The sequence below is a fragment of the Massilia atriviolacea genome, from assembly GCF_003953935.1.
Classification (GTDB): Bacteria; Pseudomonadota; Gammaproteobacteria; order Burkholderiales; family Burkholderiaceae_D; genus Telluria_A; species Telluria_A atriviolacea.
On the sequence record NZ_RXLQ01000001.1, the window covers coordinates 336,523 to 357,107 of the forward strand.

Sequence of the window (20,585 nt, forward strand, 5' to 3'; positions counted from 1 at the left end):
GGCGATGAAGATTGCAACCCGCCTTAAACTGATCGGCCTGTTCTGCGCCATCGTGGTCGCCCTGGTGGCGGCCATCCTGCTGTCGACCACGAACCAGGTGCGGCGCGAGCTGAACAAGAACCAGGCGGCCGACGAGGTGCTCAACGCGGTGACCGCCCTGCGCTACCTGTCCCTCGAATACGGCTTGCGCAGCGAACGCCGGGTGTTTGCCCAATGGCGCCTGCGCAGCGCATCGCTGGCCACGCTGCTGGCCTCCGACACGACCTTCAGCGGCGCCGAGGACGCGGCCAGCATGGCCTCGCTGCGCACCAGCTTCGCCAGCGTCGGCCGCCTGTTCTCGCAGCTGGTGGCCTCGCGCGCCCAGCCCGCCGACGCGGTCTCCGACGAACTCGCTTCGCGCCTGACCGGGCAAATCTCGGGCAAGACCCAGGCCATGATCGCCGACGCCATGGCCCTGGCGGAACGCAGCCGCCAGGGCGTGCTGGCTGCGCAGCAGCGCGAGATCGCCGCCGTGGCGGCCTTCGGAGCGGTGGTGCTGGCCACGATCGTGGCCAGCAGCCTGCTGACCTTTCGCAGCCTGGTGGGCCCGCTCGAGCGCCTGCGCGAAGGCACCAGGAAGGTCGGCGCCGGCGATCTCGATTTCAAGCTGGGCTGGCACGGCCGCGACGAACTGGGCGAACTGGCCAGCGCCTTCGACGGCATGACCGAAAAACTCAAGCAAAGCACGGTCTCGCGGCGCGAGCTGAGCGCCGCCAACCTGGCCTTGCAGGCCGAGATCGCCGAACGGGCGCAGGCCGAAAACAAGGTCCGATCCCAGCTCGCACGCTTGAGTCTGCTGCAACACATCACCCGCTCGGTGGGCGAACGCCAGGACATGCGCAGCATTTTCCAGGTCGTCATCCGCAGCCTGGAAGAGCAGCTGCCGGTCGATTTCTGCTGCATCTGCCTGTACCGGCAAGGCAGCGCGGCGCTCCAGGTCAGTTGCGTGGGCTTGCGCAGCGCCGCCCTGGCCGAGGAGTTCGCGATGCGCGAGCATGCCCGCATCGAAGTCGGCCAGAACGGCCTGTCGCGCTGCGTCGCGGGCGAACTCGTGTACGAACCGGACGTGGCCGAGGTGCCGTTTCCGTTTCCGCAACGGCTGGCCGGCGGCGGCCTGCGCGCGCTGGTGATGGCGCCACTGCTGGTCGAGTCGACCGTGTTCGGGGTGCTGGTGACGGCGCGCGTGGCGCCGTCGAGCTTCAGCAGCGGCGAATGCGAATTCCTGCGCCAGCTGAGCGAGCATGTGGCGCTGGCCTCCAACCAGACCGAACTCCATGGCGCGCTGCAGCGCGCCTACGAAGACTTGCGCCAGAGCCAGAAGACGGCGGTGCAGCAGGAGCGCCTGCGCGCGCTCGGGCAAATGGCCAGCGGCATCGCGCACGACATCAACAATGCGATTTCGCCGGTGGCGCTGTACACCGAGTCGCTGCTCGAAACCGAGCCCGGCCTCAGCGACAGGGCGCGCGCCAGCCTGGAAGTGATCAAACGCGCCATCGACGACGTGGCTGCGACCGTGGCGCGCATGCGCGAATTCTATCGCCAGCGCGAAACCCGGGTCCACCTGGGCCAGGTCGACGCCAACCGCCTGATGCAGGAAGTGGCCGACCTCACGCGCGCGCGCTGGAGCGACATGCCGCAGCAACGCGGCATCGTGATCGAACTGTGCCGGCGCTTCGAGGCCGGCCTGGCGCCGCTGCCGGGCATCGACAGCGAAATTCGCGAGGCGCTGACCAACCTGGTCTTCAACGCGGTCGACGCCATGCCCGACGGCGGCACCCTGACCCTGGCCACGCGCGGCGTGGCCGGCAGCGCCGGCGCGCAGGCCGAGGTCGTGCTGGAAGTGGGCGACAGCGGCGTCGGCATGGACGAGGATACCCGGCGCCGCTGCCTGGAACCGTTTTTCACGACCAAGGGCGAGCGCGGCACCGGACTCGGCCTGGCGATGGTGTACGGCATGGTCGAACGCCACGGCGCCCGCATCGACATCGAATCGGTGCGCGGCCAGGGCACCACCATGCGCCTGGCCTTCTCGCTGCCGGACACGCCCGCCGCCGCCGCGGCGCCGGGGGCGCCGGCGCGCAGGAAGGCGCCGCTGCGCATCCTGACCGTGGACGACGATCCGCTGGTGCAAAAGGCGCTGCGCACGGTGCTCGAAAGCGATGGCCACCAGGTGCTGGCGGCCGACGGCGGCCAGGCCGGCATCGACCAGTTCCGCAGCGCCTTGCAGGACGGTGCGCCGTTCGCCCTGGTCATCACCGACCTCGGCATGCCGCATGTGGACGGACGGCGCGTGGCCGCCGCCGTCAAGGCCATGGCGCCGCACACGCCGGTGATCCTGCTGACCGGATGGGGACAGCGCATCGCCAACGACGAGGACTTGCCGGCCGACGTGAACCTGGTCATCAGCAAGCCACCCAAGCTGCACGAATTGCGCGAGGCGCTGGCCGCGTGCGTACCCGACGGAGACGATGCGTGATGCAGGAACAAGCCGAGCCGAGCAACGCCGCGATCCGGATCCTGGTCGCCGACGATGAACAGAACCATGTGCGCGCGCTGTGCGACACGCTCGGCGCGCAGGGCTATGCGATGAGCGGCTGCACCAGTGCGGCGCAGGCGCTGGAGCTGCTGCGCCAGGGGCGCTTCGAGCTGCTGCTGGCCGACCTGGTCATGCCGGGCACGGGCGGCATCGCCCTGGTGCGCGAGGCGCGCGCGCTCGACCCGGACCTGGCCTGCATCATCATGACCGGCGAAGGCAGCATTGCCTCGGCGGTCCAGGCCATGCAGGTCGGCGCCCTCGACTACATTCTGAAGCCGTGCCGGCTGGCGGCCATCCTGCCGGTGCTGGGCCGCGCCATCGAAACGCGCCAGCTGCGCATCGATAACGCCACCCTGGAGCGGCAGGTGCGCCAGCACGCCGCCGAACTGGCCGCCATGAATGCGGACCTTGAACGGGCGCGGCGCGAAGCCGAGCGCGCCAGCGCCATGAAATCGGCCTTCCTGGCCACCATGAGCCACGAATTGCGCACCCCGCTCAACGCCATCCTCGGCTTCGCCCAGATCCTCAATTCGGACAGCCTGCCATCGACGCCGGTTCAGAAGAAGGTGTTCGTCGGCCACATCCTGCAGGCCGGCAAGCACCTGCTGGCCCTGATCAATGAAGTGCTGGACCTGGCCAGGGTCGAATCGGGCGCCCTGAGTGTGACCATGGAGCCGGTGGCGCTGGCGCCGGTGCTGGCCGAATGCCAGGCCCTGATGGCGCCGCTGGCGGACCGGCACAAGGTCGCGCTGTGCTTTCCCGCCCCCGGCCCTGTGCATCTGCTGTGCGACCGCCTGCGCCTGAAACAGGTGCTGATCAATATCCTGTCGAATGCGATCAAGTACAACCGCGAACACGGCTGCGTCACGGTCGGCTGCGACACCGGCGCCACCGGCGCGGTGCGCATCGCGGTGCGCGACACCGGCGCCGGCCTCGATCCGGGACAGCTGGCGCAGCTGTTCGAGCCGTTCAACCGCCTCGGACGCGAGGCCGGCACGGAAGAGGGAACCGGGATCGGCCTGGCGCTGACGCGCCACCTGGTGCAACTGATGGGCGGAACCATCGAGGTCGAGAGCGTGCCCGGGGCCGGCACCACGTTCCGGGTCGCGTTCGCCCCGTGCGCGCCGGCGGCGCGGGCCGCCAGCGGGGCCGGCGCCGGCCCCGCGCGCGCGGCGCAGCCGGTGAGCACGCTGCTGTACATCGAGGACAATCCCGCCAGCCTGTGCCTGGTGGAAGAAATCGTGCGCCCGCGCGCAGACCTGCGCCTGCTGTCGGCGCGCGACGGGCAAAGCGGCATCGCGCTGGCGCGCCGCCATCTGCCGCAGCTGATCCTGGTCGACATCAACCTGCCCGGGATCGACGGCTATGCAATCCGGCGCGCCCTGCTGGAGGACCCGCAAACGGCCGGCATTCCCGTCATCGCCGTCTCGGCGCGCGCCATGCCGGACGATATGGCGCTCGGCAAGGACGCCGGCTTCTACTGCTATCTCACCAAGCCGCTCGACATCGACGTGTTCGTTTCCGTCGTCGAGCGCGCGCTGGGCGAGCGGGCCGGGGCGCCAGGCTAGTCTCCCGAGTCGGGCAGCAGGCGCTCGATCAGGGCCAGGCAGGCGCGCGCGGCCTGGCCATCCTCGTCCTGCTCGGCATGCCATGCCGAGACCGACAGGGCCACCAGCCGGTAGCCGCGCAGGCGGTCGAACAGCTGCGCCATCTGTTCCAGGCGCGGCCCGCCGGGCACGTGGTATTTCAGGGCCGGCATGCGCAGCGGTTCGTCGAGCACGTCGGTATCGAAATGCACGTACAGGCTTTCCTGCGGGTGCAGATGGGACAACACCGCGTCCAGCGGGCAGTGCACGATGGCGGAGCGGCGCAGGGCCTGGTCCTCGCCCGGGTCGAGGTCGCGCGCGTCGGAGAGCACCACGCGCCGTTCGGGATAGGGGCGCACGCCGAGCGCGTTGCGCAAGGAGGCGATGGCGTCGCGCTGCTCGCCGCGCCGGTCCGGGCGTCCGACCAGCATCGCCAGCGGCATGCCACCCAGGTACTGGGTCTGGGTCGTGCCCCAGGTGTGGAAGTCGCCGTGCGCATCGAGCCACAGGATGCGGCGCGGCGCGCGGCCGGCCTGCTGCAGTCCGGCCAGCATGCCCATGGCCGAGACGCAGTCGCCCGCCAGGCTGCACGGGAAGTGGCCGTCCCGGAGCACGCCGCGCACCGCCGCCGCCAGGCGCGCATAGACCGCTTCCATGCTGCGCAATTGCTGGTCCTTGGCGACGATGCGCTCGGGCCCCGGATCGGCCGCGCTGACGACCTGCCATGGCTGGCCGCGCAGCGGCGCCACGCGGCGCAAGCCGTCGCGCCGCTGCCCCATCAGGTAGGGAACGAGCAGGGGCTTGATCAACGCCAGCTTTCCGCGTCTTGCCGGTATCCCAGCTGGTCCATGGTGCGCGCCACCGCCACCCGGCGCGCCATCGGCATCAGCAGGGCCGCGCGCTTGTGCCAGCGGCACGGGGCCGGATCGGCGGTGGCCATGGTCACCGGCAGCGGCCCCGGCGCCGGCGCCAGGGCGAGTCCGAGCCAGCGCCCGAGCGCGTCGAGGACGCCGCCGGGATCGTCGAGGAAGTCTTCGAAGGCGATCCGGTGCGCGCGCACGCCGCTGTCGAGAATGGCGCGGTGGCAGGACAGCCACTGGTTCAGGCAGACCTCTTCCAGGCGCGCGCAGGTGAAGGCCGGCCAGTTGGGCGGGAGGTCGAACTTCCACCAGCGCCGCCCGAACGCGCGGCGCCGCGAATAGCCGCCGATACGCAGGCGCACGCCGGCGCGCGCCATGTCGTGGGCGAAGAAGCCGGTCGGCGACAGCCAGCCGTCCATCAGGCCGTTGACGCTCTGGGCGAAACCGCGGCTCAGGTGCACATAGCGCACCTCGGCCTGCGGAAACAATTGCTGGTACAGGCCGGGCCGGTAGGCATCGGAGGGGGTCTTGAACAGCAAGACCTTGGTGTGCGCATCGTCCCCGGTAAAGCGGCGCCGCAGCGGGTCGGGCTGGACGAAGGGCGGTTCCTCGAGTTTGGCCGCTTCGGCGAACGGGCTGCACTTTCCGGGCCCGGCCGCGCCGTCGTAATAGTCGATGCGCCAGTCGCTGTGCCGAAACACGCGTTCGAGCACGGCTTGCGCGGCAGCGCGCGCGCTGGGGCGGGCGGCGCCGTGGCAGGCCTCGTCCAGGGCCTGCTCGACCGCGCGCCGCAGTTGCGCGTACGGCGCCGGCGCTGCGAACAGCGCCGGGAACTGCAGCAGCATGCGCTTGCACCAGCGCGCCGCCAGTTCGGCGCGCGGCGCCCATGCGGGGCACGCCACGGTCAGCCCATCGAAGACATTGTCGGCCAGCGCATCGGGATTGCGCAGGCGCCCCAGCGCGTCGCTGGCGCACGCGGGGTCGTGCCCGAAGCCGTTGCCGCAAAGTGCCAGGAAGGGTTCCATTTCGCCTTCCAGCGCGGCGATGTCGGGATGGCGGCTGAGCGCGTCCTTGAACACGGTCGAGCCGGAGCGGGAACTGGTCAGTATCACGAGCACGCGCCGTACCCGCCCGCGCCAGGGCGCCGGCGGCACGGCGCGCAAGGCATTGACCTTCGCCAGCAAACGCTCCACCGGCGCTACGCCGAGGCTGCGGGCTTGATCAGGAATACGTGAAACTGACGCTCCTCGGCCTCGCCGGGGACACTGCTGGCGAGCAGGCGCACGCGCATGCCGGCCTGCCTGGCCAGGCGCCTGACCAGGTCGACCTCGCCGAAATTGGCGTGCGCAAAGTACACGCGCCCGCCCGGCTTGAGGTGGGCGCCCACCTGTTCGAAAAAACGGGTATTGGTCTGGAAGCCGGTATCCCACTGGGAGCGCGCCACCACATCGGGCGCGGGCTTGTTGCGAAAAGGCAGGTTGGCGGTGATGACATCGAAGCGCTCGTCGCCCACCTCGTCGAACAGGTCGGAACGGCGCACTTCCATCACGCTGTCGACGCCGTGCTGGCGCGCGTTGCGGCGCGCGCTGCGGATGGCGGCGGGATTGATGTCGACCGCCAGCACCCGGCTGGCCCCGCCGAGGCCGGCGAAGACGGCGATCACGCCGGAGCCGGTACCGACATCGAGCACGCTCTGGCCGGGCGCGATGCGCATCGCGCGCACCAGCGGCTGGCTGTCCAGGAATGGCCAGAAGGTGTCGGGGTAGACATGAAACGCCTTGCCCAGGTAGGTGATGGTGCGTCCCGCGCCGGGGACCGATTTGAACCCCTGCTGGCGCTTGCGCTGCCACTGGTCGATCTTGACTGTGCTGACGGGCGTTGACGTTTGCATGGCACGATCCCGAAGTTCGAGGTGTCATCATGCTAACGCACGCGCATCGACAAGGCAAGCTCTGCGCTAGTGGGCGTGCCGGAACCGCACAGTGCCGCACGCCGGCCAGCGTAATCGATGTGTCGAGGGCGGACGCGCCCGGGCGATGCGGTCCCCGTCCGGGTCGTGAGCTGAGGCAAAGCGAAAAACGCCGCTCCAGGTGATCCGGCAGCCCGGGGCAATTCTCGCCTGCCGGCCGAAGCGCGCACGTGCATCACTTTTTCGAATAAGGGGAGAAAGGATACTCGGAGGCGCCGCCGCCAGCGGGAGCATGCTGGCGTACCGGCGGCGCCGGGCGACGCCACGGTACGCCAGCGGCAAGGCCGGGTCGACCTTACGACACTGCCCGACCCTGCCGGCGCCGGGCGGCCGCGCCGAGCAAGGTCAGGCCGCCCAGCAGCATTGCGTAGCTTGCCGGTTCCGGCACCGGGGCCATGACGCCCGACGTCATGTCGAGGCTGACGTTGCGGGTGTGGAGCTGCCATCCCTGGTAGTCCCAGGCGTTGGTGTACATGCGAACGGTGACGCCGGCGTTCCATTGGGCGCTGTCGAGTGCGGCATTGAGGCCGGCGAAGTCGCCTTGATTGGCGGTGAGGGAGTAGTTATCCGTCTTCCAGCTGTGGTTGGCACCGGCGACGTGCAGGGTGTACAAGGCGGTCTCCCCGGCAAACAAACCGACGTACACGCCATTGGTCGGGTCCTGGCCGCCCCATCCCTGATCCATCAAGGTCACCGATGTATTGAGGCCGAGTATGTCGCCGACCGTCGACTGGAGCGAGAAGCGACCGATTTCGAACTGTCCGCCATTGACCCATGCGACCTGGTCCGTTCCGGGGGAGGTGAGGGTGTATGTAGCCGCTGCCGCCGACAGCGGCAGATTCAGTGCTGCCACAGCGAGTCCGATGCATAGCTTGTTCAGATACGGCTTCATGTCTGCCTCCTAAAGTGTGCGCCACATGGCGGTACGAGTATGGGGCGCAGCGACCTTGTTAAAGCATTGATAATTGCAATCGATATTCAGCTGTCAATACAGGGGCGAGCGACGACCTTCCTCATAAAATATGAACCTTGCCGAGCAACCCTATTACATAAGAAGGTGATATTGGCAATTGCTCCCTGGCGGACGATTTGCTTGCTTTATCACCCGAACGAACATCGAAAGCAATGTATGTGTCGATTCATTACGTATTGGATTTCCGCTTAGCAAAAGCACGAACAGAAAATAAGAGCGATTTGTGTCGTTATTCGGCCTCAGTAATTATGCGCAGGGGCAGTCAATGAATAATCACCTTGACGTCGATACCGGGATGATGCTGTCGAAGGTCTCGGAATAGTCCATTCAGTCCTTGCGATTGTTCCGGCATCGCTGCGGCCAACGGCCAGCCCGCGATGTCGATTCGCTCCGGGCTGCGCAGCCGCGACGGCCGCCAGCGTGCCTGACGGCGCAGGCGTGGCTGGCGCCTGCGCCGGATAACAGGATCAGTCGTCGCGCCGGTGCGCCCACTGATACAGCAGCGGCAGCACCAGTAAGGTCAGCAAGGTCGACGACAACACGCCGCCGATCACCACCGTCGCCAGCGGACGCTGCACTTCCGCTCCGGTGCCGGTCGCCAGCGCCATCGGCACGAAGCCGAGCGAGGCCACCAGCGCCGTCATCAGCACCGGGCGCAGCCTGGTCATGGCGCCGGTCTCGACCGCCAGCGCGAGCGGCATGCCTTCCGCCCGCAAGCCGCGAATGAAGGAAATCATCACCAGCCCATTGAGCACCGCCACGCCGGACAGGGCAATGAAACCGACCGCCGCCGAGATCGACAGCGGAATGCCGCGCATCCACAGCGCCACGATGCCGCCGGTCAGCGCGAACGGCACGCCCGTAAACACCAGCAAGCCGTCGCGCACATTCCCGAACATGAAGAACAGCAGCATGAACACCAGCGCCAGGGTAGCCGGCACCACGAGTTGCAGGCGGCTGGTGGCCGACTGCAACTGCTCGAAGGTGCCGCCCCAGGTAATCCAGTATCCCGGCGGAATCTTCACCTGCTGGCCGATGGCCGCGCCCGCATCCGCCACGAACGAGCCGATGTCGCGCCCGCGCACGTTGGCGGTCACGATCACGAGACGCTTGCCATTCTCGCGGCTGACCTGGTTCGGGCCGGGCGCCATGTCCAGCTGCGCCACATCGCCGAGCGGCACATAGGCGGCCGGCTGGTTGCCTTCGCGCTGGGCCACCCGGATCGGCAGGCGCCGGATCGCTTCCAGGTCGGCGCGCAGAGGTTCCGGCAGGCGCACCACGATGTCGACCCGGCGGTCGCCTTCGAACAGCGAGCCGGCGCCGGACCCGCCGATGGCGGTGGCGATCGCCTGCTGCACGTCGCCGACGTTGACGCCGACGCGCGCGGTGCGGGCGCGGTCGATGCGGATGGTGAGCATCGGCAAGCCCGTGGTCTGCTCGACCTTCACATCGGCCGCGCCGGGGATGGTGTCGAGCACGGCGGCGATCTGTCCGGCGCTGCGGCTCATGACGGCGCTGTCGTCGCCGAAGACCTTGATCGCCACGTCGCTGCGCACGCCGGAGAGCAACTCGTTGAAGCGCATCTGGATCGGCTGGGTGAACTCGTAGTTATTGCCGGGAACCTTGCCGACCGCCTGCTCCAGCGCGGCGAGAAACGCTTCCCGGCTGCGCTTCGGCTTCGGCCATTCGGACTCGGGTTTGAGCATGATGAAGGTGTCCGCCACGCTGGGCGGCATGGGGTCGGTCGCCACTTCCGCCGTGCCCATCTTGGAAAACACCGTGTCGACTTCGGGCATCTGCTTGATGGTGCGTTCCAGCGCCAGTTGCATCTCGACCGCCTGCGACAGGCTGGTGCCGGGAATGCGCAGGGCGTGCATGGTGACGTCGCCTTCGTTCAGGCTGGGCACGAATTCGCTGCCCAGGCGCGTTGCCAGCAATGCCGACAGGCCGATCGCCACGCCGGCGATGACCATCACCGGCGCCTTGTTGGCCGTCGTGCGGCGCAGCAGGGGCAGGTAGGCGCGGCGCGCCCAGGCCATCAGGCGGCTGTCGTGCTCGCTCACCTTGTTGCCGATCAGCAGGGCCACGGCGGCCGGGATGAAGGTGACCGACAGCACCGTCGCCGCCAGCAGCGCGGCCACGACCGTGAACGCCATCGGATGGAACATCTTGCCTTCGACGCCGGTGAGGGCGAAGATCGGCAGGTACACCACCATGATGATCAGCTGGCCGAACAGCAGCGGGCGGCGCGCTTCGCCGGCGGCGGCGAACACTTCGCGCAGGCGTTCCTCGCGCGTGAGCGGGCGGCCGGCGGCGGCCTGCGCATGGGCCAGGCGCCGCACGCAGTTTTCCACGATCACCACCGCGCCGTCGATGATGATGCCGAAATCGAGGGCGCCCAGGCTCATCAGGTTGGCGCTGACGCCCTTGGCGACCATGCCGCTGAAGGTGGCCAGCATGGCCAGGGGAATCACCATGGCAGTGATCAGCGCGGCCCGGATGTTACCGAGGAACAGGAACAGCACGACGATCACCAGCGCCGCGCCTTCCAGCAGGTTCTGGCGCACGGTGGCGATCGCCTTGTCGACCAGGTCGGTACGGTCGTAGACGGTGCGGGCGATCACGCCGGGCGGCAGGGTGCGGTTGATCTCGCCGAGTTTCTTGTCCACGGCGGCGGAGACGGCGCGGCTGTTTTCGCCGATCAGCATGAATACCGTGCCGAGCACGACTTCCTGGCCGTTTTCGGAGGCGGCCCCGGTGCGCAATTCCTTGCCCACGCCCACTTCGGCCACGTCGCGGATGTACAGCGGCACGCCCTGGGACGAGCGCAGGATGATGCCGCCGATATCCTCGCTCGAACCGACCTGGCCCGGCACGCGCACCAGGTATTGTTCGCCGCCGCGCTCGATGTAGCCGGCGCCGACATTGCTGTTGTTGCGCTCCAGCGCCTCGACGATGTCGGACAGGGCCAGGCCGTGCGCCACCATCTGCCCGGGATTCGGGGCCACGTGCAGCTCGCGCGCGTAGCCGCCGATGGTATTGATGTCGGTCACGCCGGGCACATTGCGCAGCTGCGGCTTGACGATCCAGTCCTGGATCTGGCGCAGGTCGGTCGAATCGTAGGGCGTGCCGTCGGTCTTCAGAGCGCCGGGCTTGGCCTCCACGGTCCACATATAGATTTCGCCCAGGCCGGTCGACATCGGCCCCATCTCGGGCGAGGCGCCGGCGGGCAGGCTGGCGCGCGCCTGCTGCAGGCGTTCGTTGACCAGCTGGCGCGCGAAGTAGATGTCGGTGCCATCCTTGAAGATCACCGTCACCTGCGACAGGCCGTAGCGCGAGAGCGAACGGGTCTGTTCCAGGTTGGGCAGGCCGGCCATCGCCGTTTCTACCGGGAAGGTGATGCGCTGCTCGGCTTCGAGCGGCGAATAGCCGGGCAGGGCGGTGTTGACCTGGACCTGGACATTGGTAATGTCCGGCACGGCGTCGATCGGCAACTGGCGGTAACTGTAGACGCCGAGCGCGGCCATGAAAGCGGCCAGCATCAGCACCAGCCACCGGCGTTCGATGGAAAAACGAATCAGGGTATCGAACATGGCGGTCCTTAATGGTCGTGGCTGGCGCCGGCTTTACCGAGGTCGGCCTTGATCAGGAAGCTGTTCTTGGCGGCATATTTTTCACCGGCCAGCAGGCCGCTGACCACCTCGACCGACTCGCCGTCGCTGCGCCCCAGCACCAGCGGACGCGCTTCGAAATGGTCGCCGTAGCGCCCGAACACCGAGGGCAATTCGTTGACGTTCTGCACCGCTTCGAGCAGCACCGCGACCGGCACGGTGACTTCGGCGGCGACCACGTCGACCGTCACCGGCAGGCCGGGACGCCAGACGCCCTTGGGGTTCGGCAAGACCACGCGCGCCCTGGCGGCGCGGGTCTGCTCGCCGACCAGGGTGCTGACGTAGGAAATGGTGCCGCCGGCGCTGGCGTCGGCCGCGCGCACGGTGGCGTCCTGGCCCTGGCGGATGGTTTCCAGGTCGCGCGCGCTCACGCTCAGCTCGGCCCAGACGGTGGACATGTCGGCCACCACGAACAGGCTCGCTTCTTCCTTCACCGATTCGCCGGCGGCAACGGTCTTTTGCGTGATCACGCCATCGATCGGCGCCCGCACTTCATAGCGCGCCAGTTGCTTGAGGCTGCCGGCGCCGACACCGAGCGCGTCGAGCTTCTGGCGCGCGCTCTGGGTGGCGATCTCGGCTTCCTGCAGGGCGGCGCGGGCTTGCTGGTAATCCTGTTCCGCCGTGATTTTCTGTTGCCACAAGCTGCGTTCGCGCTCGAACACGCTGCGCGCCAGCCCCAGCCGCTGCTGCGCGGCCAGCAAGGCGCTGCGTTCGCCGGCCAGGGCCTGGCTCGACAGCACGGCCAGCACCTGGCCCTTGCGCACCGACTGGCCCGCGTTGGCGCTGACCGACTCGACCATGCCGGCCAGGCGCGGGGCCACGTGCACGGTGCGGTCGGCGTTGAGGGCGATCTCGCCATTGAGTTTGAGCACGCTCTTGATGCGCGCCGGACCGGCCGTGTGGATATCGACGCCATTCTGGGCGACCTGGGTCTCCGACATCGTCACCCGCGCCTCGACCTGCTCGTAGCCGAAGCGGTAGGTCTTGCCGCCGTGTTCGGCCAGGATGCCGACCTTGAAGGAATGCGGCTCGCCGACCACGGCGTCGCCGCGCAGGTAGTCTTCTTCGCGCGCGAAGCGCATGGTCTGCGCGGCGCGGCCCAGGCGTTCCAGGGTCACCTGCACCTTGCTGGCCGAGGGATCGAGCGCTTTGCCGTCCTGGTAGGTATAAATACGGAACTGCGGACCGGCGCTGTGGTCGAAGATAGATGCTTCCAGGCCGTAGCCGTTGCTGACGAAGAGCTTGCCGCCATGGGGGCCGCGCGCCGGTACCGCGTCTTCCTGGTGCGGTTTGCCGCCGTGGTCGACCTGTTCGCTGTCCGCATGGCCGCCGTGTTCGTCATGGTCGTCATGCGACTGCGCGGGCTTGCGCGCCAGGATCAGCGCCGCGAGCAGGGCGCCGATCAGCAGGGCGGCGACGATGACGATGGTTTGTTTCTTGTTCAAAGGGGATGTCATGCATTACTCCACTGTCTGTGCGGCGCCTGGGGCGCCAAGGATGCTGTCGATGTCGGCGGCGGCGCGGTGGGCGTCGGCCAGGGCGCGCAGGTGCTGGGTGCGGGCTTGCAGCAAGGTGCGCTGGGCGTCGATCACATCGATAAAGTTGAACTTCCCGTACTCGAAACCGGTGCGCGCGGCCTCGTAGGCGCTGTGCGCGCCGGGCAGAATGTCCTCGTTCAGCAGGCGCGCTTGTTCGCGGGCGACGGCCAGGGCTTCGTGCGCCTGAGCCAGTTCGCCGGTGAGGCGCGCGCGGGCGCCATCGAGTTCGACACGGGCTTTTTCGCTGCGTTGCAGCGCTTCGTGCAGCTTGCCCTGGTTGCGGTCGAACAGGGGCAGGGGAATGGCCAGTCCGAAGAGCGCCTGGTTGCGGCCCGCTTGCCGGTCGCGCTTGGCGCCGATGCTGACGGTCAGGTCGGGCACGCGGCTGGTCCGTTCGACTTGCGACAGGGCCTGGCGGCGCGCCAGTTCGATCTGCGCCAGTCGTACTGCGGGTGCGGCGTTGAGTTGGTCCATCAGGCGGGACAGGGGTGCTTGCGCCGGCAGCTGGTCGAGCCGGCCTTCCACGCGGCCGATGTCGCGTCCAGTGCCGCCCCATAGCGCGGCCAGGCGGTGTCGGGCGCCGGCCAGCTCGCCGCCGGCCTGGGCCAGGTCGACCTTGACGCCGGAGGCGGCGATGCGGGCGCGCGTTTCGTCGACCGGCGAGTTCTTGCCGGCCAGGACGCGCTTGGCTGCCGCTGCGAGCGCGCCGTCGGCCAGGGCCAGCGCTTCGTTGGCGATGTGCTGGCGTTGCTGGGCAGCCAGCAGGTCGTAGAAGGCGGCGCGGGCGGAGGCGAGCACGGCATTGCGCTTCACGGCCAGTTCGGCGTTTGCCGCATCCTGCCCGAGCTGGGCGGCATTGATGCGCGCCGTGCGCTTGCCGCCCAGTTCGATAGGGACGTTGAGCTGCATGGTCGTGGTCCGGGTCGGCTCGCGCGCGTCTTCGACCAGCGTGGCCAGCTCGGGATTGGGCGCGGCCCCGGCCTGCATGACGGCGCCGGCCTGGGCATCGATTTCGAGGGTGCCGGCGCGCAGTTCGGGATTGGCTTGCAGTACGCGCGCCAGGGCGCCGGCCAGCAATAGTGGCGAGCCGGACGGGGACGCCGCATCGATTTTGGTCAGTAAGGTCGTGTCGGCCGGATCGGCTTTCATGACAGCAGACGCGGTGGCGGGCGCAGTCCGGGCCTGCGTATGGCAAGGCCATGCCGCGGCGATTGCAATCGGCAAGACGAGTTTGTACATCGAATTCTCCTGGTTGAAATGGCAAGGGAATCCGGCCGGGCGCGCCAGCGGTGCAAGTGTCGTTGACGGCAGTGATGGCCAGCAGGGTGCTGGCATCAGCAGCGTAGTGGCATCAACAGTGCGGCAGCGGCAGCCGGATCAGGCAGGGCCTTGCCACTTGGGACGTTCGGGACGCGCGGGGCGCAAGGTGCCCAGACGAGCGGCCTCGGCTGCGTGCGCATACGCCGTGGGAGGGGGCGCGATGTTGCCGCTGGTGGTGGTCGTGATGCCGACGCTGGTGAAGTGGCAGTCGCCGCAATCCTGGTCGATGCCGAACGGGGTGTCGCCGTGGCTGGCGTGATTGTCGTCGGCGTGCTCGTGATGCCCGGGATGGGACATGGTCGACGACGTCTCATGCGCGCAATATGCGCTCGCAACCGCCCAGCTCACCTGGAGCGGAAAGATCAGCAGCATGAAAATGATGAACAAACGTCGCATGGGCGAATTGTAACAGCAGCGAGGCGAACCCGCTCGTCTCGCGACAAGCCGCCGGCGGGCCGCTCATGCGAACGGAATATATTTAATGCAGCGATCATAAGTGCCTGTTTATTAGAGGGTTTTTTTATCCAATGACGCGAAACTAAGTATTTACACGGATTGTCGGGGTGTTGTCCGTCTGTTATGATCATCGGTTGCTCGTTTCCCGGCTGCCCTGGCAGCCGGCGCGTTTCCGATTTCTTCAAGACCCATGGGATTTATGTTCTCTGTCGCTAAAACTACTGTCACGCTGTCATTACTCCTTTCCGCATTTTCTGCCAACGCCGTCGATATCAGCGGCGCCGGCTCGTCCGCGGCACAACCGCTGTACGTCAAACTTGCCGATGTTTACGGCAAATCGCAAAACCTGAAACTGAGCTACCAGGCCAACGGTTCCAGCGAAGGCATCAAGCAGGTCAAGGCCAAGACCGTCGAATTCGGCGCGACCGACATCGCACCGTCGCAAGCCGACCTCAAGGCCGGCAAAATGATCTGCTTCCCGAGCGCGGTATCGGGCGTGGTACCTGTCGTCAACCTGCCGGGCCTCAAGCGCGGTGATGTGCAGTTGACTGGCGAACTGCTGGCCGACATTTTCTCGCGCAAGATTACCAAATGGAACGATCCGAAGCTGACCGCCGCCAACCCGGGCGTGGCCTTGCCGGACCTGGCCATTGCCGTAATCGCGCGCCAGGACGGTTCGGGCACGACGTATAACTTCAGCGATTACCTGAGCAAGGTCAGCCCGGCATGGAAGCAGGCCTACGGCCGCAACTTCACTGTCGCCTGGGCCAATGGCGTAACGCAGGTAAACGGCAGCAACGGTGCGGTCAGCGCGCTCAAGCAGACGCCGGGTGCGATTGCCTATGTCGACTATCAGTATGTGGTGCAGGACAAGCTGGCCTATACCCGCCTGAAAAACCGCGACGGCAAAGTGGTCGCGCCGGGCGCCGAAAGTTTCACTGCCGCGCTGCTGAACAGCCCGTGGGTCAGCCAGGCCAAGTATGAAGAAATGCTGACCGACCGCGTCGGTCCGACCACCTGGCCGATCACGTCCGGCACCTTCATCGTGGCGTCGCAGGCGACCAACAATCCGGAAAAGACGATTGCCACGCTGAAGTTCTTCGCCTGGGGCTTCGCGCACGGCGATTCGATCGTCGGCAACGCCAACTTCGTGCGCCTGCCGGACACCATGCAGGGCCGCATCTTCGGCGACCTGACCACGATCACCGACAGCAGCGGCAAGCCGCTCAAGTGGTCGCTGGCCGAGGCGCTCGACCTGCGCTGATCCGTCCTTGCAAGTAGCAAAAAGCCCGCCCGCGCCTCGCGCCGGCGGGCTTTTTGCCGTTTGGCGCAGCGCGCGCATGCGTTGCCTCGGCGCCGCAGTTTGATTAGTATAGCCGGATCGCGCATGTTTCTTGCAGCGCAGAGCGCGTCTTTACGCTACCCGGAGTGTCTTCATGGTCCCTGTTTCCGTTCGCTGGATTGGCGCCGTGGCGCTGACGCTTGCGCCCCTCTGCGCAGCGGCGCAGTTGCCGCCCGATAGCGCGCGCACCGAGCAGGTGGCGGTAAGGCTGATCAGCGACCATGCCACGGTGGCGCCCGGACAGACGGTCTATCTGGGCCTCGAACAAAAGATCATTCCGCACTGGCATACCTACTGGAAAAATCCGGGCGACTCGGGCACCAGTACCCGCATCGCCTGGACACTTCCGGCCGGGGTGACGGCAGGCGAGATCCTCTGGCCGGCGCCGAGCCGCTTCGACATCGGCCCCATCAGCAACTACGGGTACTCGGACCAGGTCGTCCTGCTGACAAAACTCACAATACCGGCGTCGCAGGCGGTCGGCAGCGACATCCCGCTCGAAGCCAAGACCAGCTGGCTGGTGTGCGAGGAAAGCTGCATTCCGCAGGACGCCACCTTGCGGACCACGCTGACGGTGGCGGCCACGGCGTCGGTCGACAGCGAGCACAAGGCGATCATCGACGCGGCCCTCGGCAAGATCCCGCAAGCGGTCGACTGGAAGGCTGCCTATCAGCGGCAGGACGGCAAACTGCTGGCACGGCTGACCTTGCCGGCGGACGTGGGCGCCATGAGCGCCACGGCCTTCGTCCAGCGGCATACCTTGCGCTTTTATCCGGCCGAATGGGGAATGGCGGCCCACAATGCCGCCCAGACATTCAAACTGGAGGGACAACAGCTCACGATCGCGCTGTCGCCCGGCGAGACGCCGCCTGCGGAAGGCAGCCCGGTGCGTGGCGTATTGGTGGCGGAAGAAAAATCGTCCTCCGGCGGCCATGGCGCGATTGTCCACGCGGTGGAACTGGGCGCGGGCGCGCTGGCGCCGCCAGCCGCCAAGGCGGCGCCGGCGCCCGCCGGGAACGAGGACGGCATGACGCTGGCCCGTGCGCTGCTGCTGGCCTTTGCCGGCGGCATCGTGCTCAACCTGATGCCCTGCGTCTTTCCGGTGTTGTCGATCAAGGCCCTCGGCCTGCTCAAGCACTCCGACCTCAGCGGCGCGCAGAAACGCATGCAGGGCGTGGCCTACACGGCCGGCGTGCTGGCCAGTTTCAGCCTGCTGGCCCTGGCGCTGATCGTCATCAAGAGCCTGGGCGCGCAAGTGGGCTGGGGCTTCCAGTTCCAGTCGCCGTATTTCGTGCTGGGGGTGGCTTACCTGATCTTTGTCGTCGGCCTCAGCCTGTCCGGTGTGTTCGCGCTGGCGGGCCCGGCCAACCTCGGCGCGGGCCTGGCCGAGCGCCAGGGCTACAGCGGCAGTTTTTTCACGGGGGTATTGGCCACCATTGTCGCCACCCCGTGCACGGCGCCTTTCATGGGAGCGGCGCTCGGTTTCGCGCTGACCCAGCCGCCGCTCGTGCTGTGGCTGGTCTTCCTCTCGCTCGGCCTGGGCCTGGCGCTGCCGTACATGCTGGTCAGCGCCTGGCCGGCGCTGCACCGGGTACTGCCCAAACCCGGCCTGTGGATGGAGCGGCTCAAGCAGGCGCTGGCCTTTCCGATGTACGCGGCGGCGGTGTGGCTGGTGTGGGTGCTGGCGCAGCAGGCCGGCGTCAACTCGGTGCCGGTGGCGCTGGGCGGCATGACCGTACTGGCATTGATCGCCTGGCTGTTCGACAGCACCCGCAACACCAGCGGGAGGGCCCGTCTGGCGGCCAACGGCGTGCTGCTGGCAGGCATGCTGATCACGGTCGGAATCAGTTTCCAGGCGGTGGGCGTGCTGGCTGCTGTGCCTGCGCAACTGGCGCAAGGCGGGGCAGGGCAGGAGTGGGAAGCGTATTCCCCGCCGCGCCTTGCCGAACTGCGCCAGCAGGGCAAGCCCGTGTTCGTCAACCTGACCGCCGCCTGGTGCATCACCTGCCTGGTCAACGAAAAGGTGGCGCTGAGCCAGCCGGCCTTCAAGGCATTGTTGCGGGAAGAGGGCATCACCTATTTAAAAGGCGACTGGACCAACCAGGATGCCCGGATCAGCGCCTTGCTCAAGGAATACGGGCGCTCGGGCGTGCCGCTGTACCTGTTTTATCCATCAGGCACGGGATCGGAGGCGCAGGTGCTGCCCCAGATCCTGACGCATGACATCGTCAGCTCGGCATTACGCTCGAAATAGCGCCGGGCCATTGTTCGTTCAACTGATATTTCAAGGAGAAACGCCATGTCGGACACAATCAAGCATCTGCTCAAGGCCGCCGTTGCGGCGGGTTTTCTGGCCGCCGCAACGGCCGCGCTGGCGAACGCTGAACTGAACAAGGCGGCGCCGGCGTTCGACGCGCTCGGGGCCGATGGCAAGCCGCTCAAGCTCGATGGCTACAAGGGCAAGACGGTGGTGCTGGAATGGACCAACCATGAGTGCCCCTTCGTCGCCAAGCACTATGACAGCGGCAACATCCCGAACCTGCAGAAAGATGCCGCTGGCAAAGGCGTAGTGTGGCTGCAGGTGCTGTCGTCGGCGCCCGGCAAGCAAGGCCATGTGGACGGCGCGACAGCCCAGAAGCTCAATGGCAGCCGCAAGGCCGCGCCGACCGCTACCGTGCTCGATCCGGACGGCAAGATCGGCAAGCTGTACGGCGCACAAACGACGCCGCACATCTTCATCGTCAATGCGGCCGGCCAGCTGGTCTACAAGGGTGGCATCGACAGCATTCCCACGGCCGACAAGAACGATTTGCCGAAAGCCGAAAACTACGTGAGCGCCGCACTGGCCGCCATCAGCGCCGGAAAACCGGTCGAGAAGGCCAATACCAGGCCCTACGGCTGCTCGATCAAGTACGCGGGCTAGACGGCGACCGGCGTAGCAGGACTGCGGCGGCGCCACCGATCAGCAGCAGCGCGACCAGCGACGCTTCGACCCCGAACGCGCCGCCGGTGAGCATGGTGTTGCCGACCAGCTCGCCGCGCAGCAGCCCGCCGCTGCCGGCATGCCCCGACACGGTCGACGAAAACAGCTGGCCGACACAGTAGTTCCAGGCGACATGGGTACCGATGCACGCCCACAGGGTGCGCGTTGTCATGTACAGCGCGGCCTGCATGACGGCGTAGGCGGCAATCACCGCCATGGCCAGCAGCGACACGCCGTCATTGGGCAGGTGCGCCAGGCTGAACGCCAGCGCCGAGATGACGATGGCGGCCCTGGTCCCCAGCGCACGCCGGGTGACGCCAAAAATGATGCCCCGGAATACCATTTCTTCGGCCATGCCGACCAGCAGCAGTTCGGCCAGCGGGACGAGCATCGCTGTCAGGCCGGGGCTGCCGACGCCGTCGAAGCGGTACACGCCCAGCGCCGCCAGGGTGGCGAACGTCAGGATCACCAGGCCGGCGCCGATCAGCAAGCCGAGCCCGAGTTGTCGCGGCATGCCCGGCAGCGCCAGTTCGGCCGGCTGGCGCTTGTCGATGCGGCGCACGTAACAGCGGTAGCCGAACCATACCAGCGCGGCAGCCAGCAATTGCGGCCAGACGATGCGGTAGGGCTTGTCCACCAGTGTCGACGCGGCGATCATGACCAGCGGCACCCAGGCGAAGGTCAGCAGGATGCCGAGCACGATCCGCACCAGGGGATACGCCAGGCAGCGCGAGGCCAGTCCGGGTTTGTCGAGCGGCGTGTCCAATGTGTTTTCCATAAACGCTTTCGTCAGGTGGTGGGAGGTGTTGGCTTGCCTGCCTGTGCAATCCGCTCGCCAAAGGGGCGTTGCTCCAGGACGGCGATGGCTTGCGCCAGGCAGGCGGACAAGGGAAACGCCAGTTCCGCATCGAGGCTGTCGGCCGCGCGCTTGGTGGCTTGCCAGCAGGCTTGCAAGCGTGGCAACAGCTGCTCGCCCTGCGGGCTCAGGCGCACCACGCGTTGCCGCCCATCGCCGCCGCCGGCTACCACCAGCAGCAAGCCTTCCTTTTTCATCAGCGCCACGGTCTGGGTTGCGGCCGGCTGGGTGATGCCGGCCAGCGCGGCGAGCTGGCCGATGGTCGCGCTTTCCTGCTGCGCCAGTACCCGCATCACGGGGGTGTAGCGCGGCCGGTAGTCGAGGCCCGCATCCATATAGGCTTGCAGGACCGCGCCATCGAGCAGTTCGATCAAATGGCGTAATTGGGTTCCGAGTCCTTGTTTCATGGCGCTATGTTAGCACCATTTATATAAGCGCTTATATATATTTTTCGCA

General features: G+C 67.3%; 15 protein-coding genes. 5 read left to right on the forward strand and 10 right to left on the reverse strand.

Going from position 1 to position 20,585, the window contains the following annotated elements; translation table 11 throughout:
* Positions 1-4 precede the first annotated feature (4 nt).
* Positions 5-2,515 carry an ATP-binding protein gene (locus tag EJB06_RS01435; RefSeq protein ID WP_126072214.1) on the forward strand — a complete coding sequence of 837 codons (2,511 nt, stop codon included), beginning with the start codon at positions 5-7 and terminating at the stop codon, positions 2,513-2,515.
* Positions 2,515-4,143 (forward strand): response regulator, encoded by a 1,629-nt coding sequence (locus EJB06_RS01440; RefSeq protein WP_126072533.1) that lies wholly within the window; start codon positions 2,515-2,517, stop codon positions 4,141-4,143. The genes EJB06_RS01435 and EJB06_RS01440 overlap by 1 nt, the downstream gene beginning before the upstream one ends.
* Here EJB06_RS01440 and EJB06_RS01445 read toward each other — a convergent pair.
* The 8 genes from EJB06_RS01445 to EJB06_RS01480 form a co-directional block, all read right to left on the reverse strand.
* Complete coding sequence (locus EJB06_RS01445) at positions 4,140-4,970, reverse strand: arginase family protein (RefSeq protein WP_126072215.1); 831 nt, start codon at positions 4,968-4,970, stop codon at positions 4,140-4,142. The two genes, EJB06_RS01440 and EJB06_RS01445, sit on opposite strands and share 4 nt — an antisense overlap.
* On the reverse strand, positions 4,967-6,214 hold the full coding sequence (locus tag EJB06_RS01450; RefSeq protein WP_126072216.1) for a hypothetical protein: 1,248 nt from the start codon (positions 6,212-6,214) through the stop codon (positions 4,967-4,969). Before EJB06_RS01450 ends, EJB06_RS01445 begins: the two co-directional genes overlap by 4 nt.
* 5 nt (positions 6,215-6,219) lie before the next feature.
* On the reverse strand, positions 6,220-6,912 hold the full coding sequence (locus EJB06_RS01455; protein ID WP_126072217.1) for a methyltransferase: 693 nt from the start codon (positions 6,910-6,912) through the stop codon (positions 6,220-6,222).
* A gap of 373 nt (positions 6,913-7,285) precedes the next feature.
* Complete coding sequence (locus EJB06_RS01460) at positions 7,286-7,882, reverse strand: PEP-CTERM sorting domain-containing protein (protein WP_126072218.1); 597 nt, start codon at positions 7,880-7,882, stop codon at positions 7,286-7,288.
* Between the two features lie 548 nt (positions 7,883-8,430).
* A complete protein-coding gene (locus EJB06_RS01465; RefSeq protein ID WP_126072219.1) occupies positions 8,431-11,556 on the reverse strand; it encodes an efflux RND transporter permease subunit in 3,126 nt (1,041 codons plus the stop codon).
* An 8-nt stretch (positions 11,557-11,564) separates the two neighbouring features.
* The gene (locus EJB06_RS01470; protein WP_126072220.1) at positions 11,565-13,091 is read right to left on the reverse strand and encodes an efflux RND transporter periplasmic adaptor subunit; all 1,527 of its coding nucleotides are present in this window, start codon (positions 13,089-13,091) and stop codon (positions 11,565-11,567) included.
* 3 nt (positions 13,092-13,094) lie between these two features.
* Positions 13,095-14,411 carry a TolC family protein gene (locus tag EJB06_RS01475; RefSeq protein ID WP_126072221.1) on the reverse strand — a complete coding sequence of 439 codons (1,317 nt, stop codon included), beginning with the start codon at positions 14,409-14,411 and terminating at the stop codon, positions 13,095-13,097.
* A 138-nt stretch (positions 14,412-14,549) separates the two neighbouring features.
* Complete coding sequence (locus EJB06_RS01480) at positions 14,550-14,840, reverse strand: hypothetical protein (RefSeq protein ID WP_370660105.1); 291 nt, start codon at positions 14,838-14,840, stop codon at positions 14,550-14,552.
* A 307-nt stretch (positions 14,841-15,147) separates the two neighbouring features.
* Here EJB06_RS01480 and pstS point away from each other — a divergent pair, with 307 nt between their 5' ends.
* The 3 genes from pstS to EJB06_RS01495 all read left to right on the forward strand — a co-directional run bounded on the left by pstS (position 15,148) and on the right by EJB06_RS01495 (position 19,213).
* Positions 15,148-16,212, forward strand: coding sequence for a phosphate ABC transporter substrate-binding protein PstS (gene pstS, locus EJB06_RS01485; RefSeq protein ID WP_126072223.1), 1,065 nt, complete (start codon positions 15,148-15,150; stop codon positions 16,210-16,212).
* Positions 16,213-16,384: 172 nt separating this feature from the next.
* Entirely contained in the window at positions 16,385-18,544 is a 2,160-nt protein-coding gene (locus tag EJB06_RS01490) for a protein-disulfide reductase DsbD family protein (protein ID WP_126072224.1), read from the forward strand.
* A 45-nt stretch (positions 18,545-18,589) separates the two neighbouring features.
* Positions 18,590-19,213 (forward strand): redoxin family protein, encoded by a 624-nt coding sequence (locus EJB06_RS01495; RefSeq protein WP_126072225.1) that lies wholly within the window; start codon positions 18,590-18,592, stop codon positions 19,211-19,213.
* Here the strand turns inward: EJB06_RS01495 and EJB06_RS01500 are convergent.
* Positions 19,197-20,051: a CPBP family intramembrane glutamic endopeptidase gene (locus EJB06_RS01500; RefSeq protein WP_126072226.1), complete on the reverse strand. Its 855-nt coding sequence runs from the start codon at positions 20,049-20,051 to the stop codon at positions 19,197-19,199. The genes EJB06_RS01495 and EJB06_RS01500 overlap by 17 nt on opposite strands.
* A gap of 11 nt (positions 20,052-20,062) precedes the next feature.
* On the reverse strand, positions 20,063-20,536 hold the full coding sequence (locus tag EJB06_RS01505) for a MarR family winged helix-turn-helix transcriptional regulator (RefSeq protein WP_126072227.1): 474 nt from the start codon (positions 20,534-20,536) through the stop codon (positions 20,063-20,065).
* Between the last annotated feature and the right edge of the window lie 49 nt (positions 20,537-20,585).

Coding starts and splice junctions, on each gene's coding strand:
- EJB06_RS01435 (WP_126072214.1), top strand. CDS start 5: ATGAAGATTGCAACCCGCCTTAAACTGATCGGCCTGTTCTGCGCCATC.
- EJB06_RS01440 (WP_126072533.1), top strand. CDS start 2,515: ATGCAGGAACAAGCCGAGCCGAGCAACGCCGCGATCCGGATCCTGGTC.
- EJB06_RS01455 (WP_126072217.1), bottom strand. CDS start 6,912: ATGCAAACGTCAACGCCCGTCAGCACAGTCAAGATCGACCAGTGGCAG.
- EJB06_RS01460 (WP_126072218.1), bottom strand. CDS start 7,882: ATGAAGCCGTATCTGAACAAGCTATGCATCGGACTCGCTGTGGCAGCA.
- EJB06_RS01465 (WP_126072219.1), bottom strand. CDS start 11,556: ATGTTCGATACCCTGATTCGTTTTTCCATCGAACGCCGGTGGCTGGTG.
- EJB06_RS01470 (WP_126072220.1), bottom strand. CDS start 13,091: ATGACATCCCCTTTGAACAAGAAACAAACCATCGTCATCGTCGCCGCC.
- EJB06_RS01475 (WP_126072221.1), bottom strand. CDS start 14,411: ATGTACAAACTCGTCTTGCCGATTGCAATCGCCGCGGCATGGCCTTGC.
- pstS (WP_126072223.1), top strand. CDS start 15,148: ATGTTCTCTGTCGCTAAAACTACTGTCACGCTGTCATTACTCCTTTCC.
- EJB06_RS01490 (WP_126072224.1), top strand. CDS start 16,385: ATGGTCCCTGTTTCCGTTCGCTGGATTGGCGCCGTGGCGCTGACGCTT.
- EJB06_RS01495 (WP_126072225.1), top strand. CDS start 18,590: ATGTCGGACACAATCAAGCATCTGCTCAAGGCCGCCGTTGCGGCGGGT.
- EJB06_RS01500 (WP_126072226.1), bottom strand. CDS start 20,051: ATGGAAAACACATTGGACACGCCGCTCGACAAACCCGGACTGGCCTCG.
- EJB06_RS01505 (WP_126072227.1), bottom strand. CDS start 20,536: ATGAAACAAGGACTCGGAACCCAATTACGCCATTTGATCGAACTGCTC.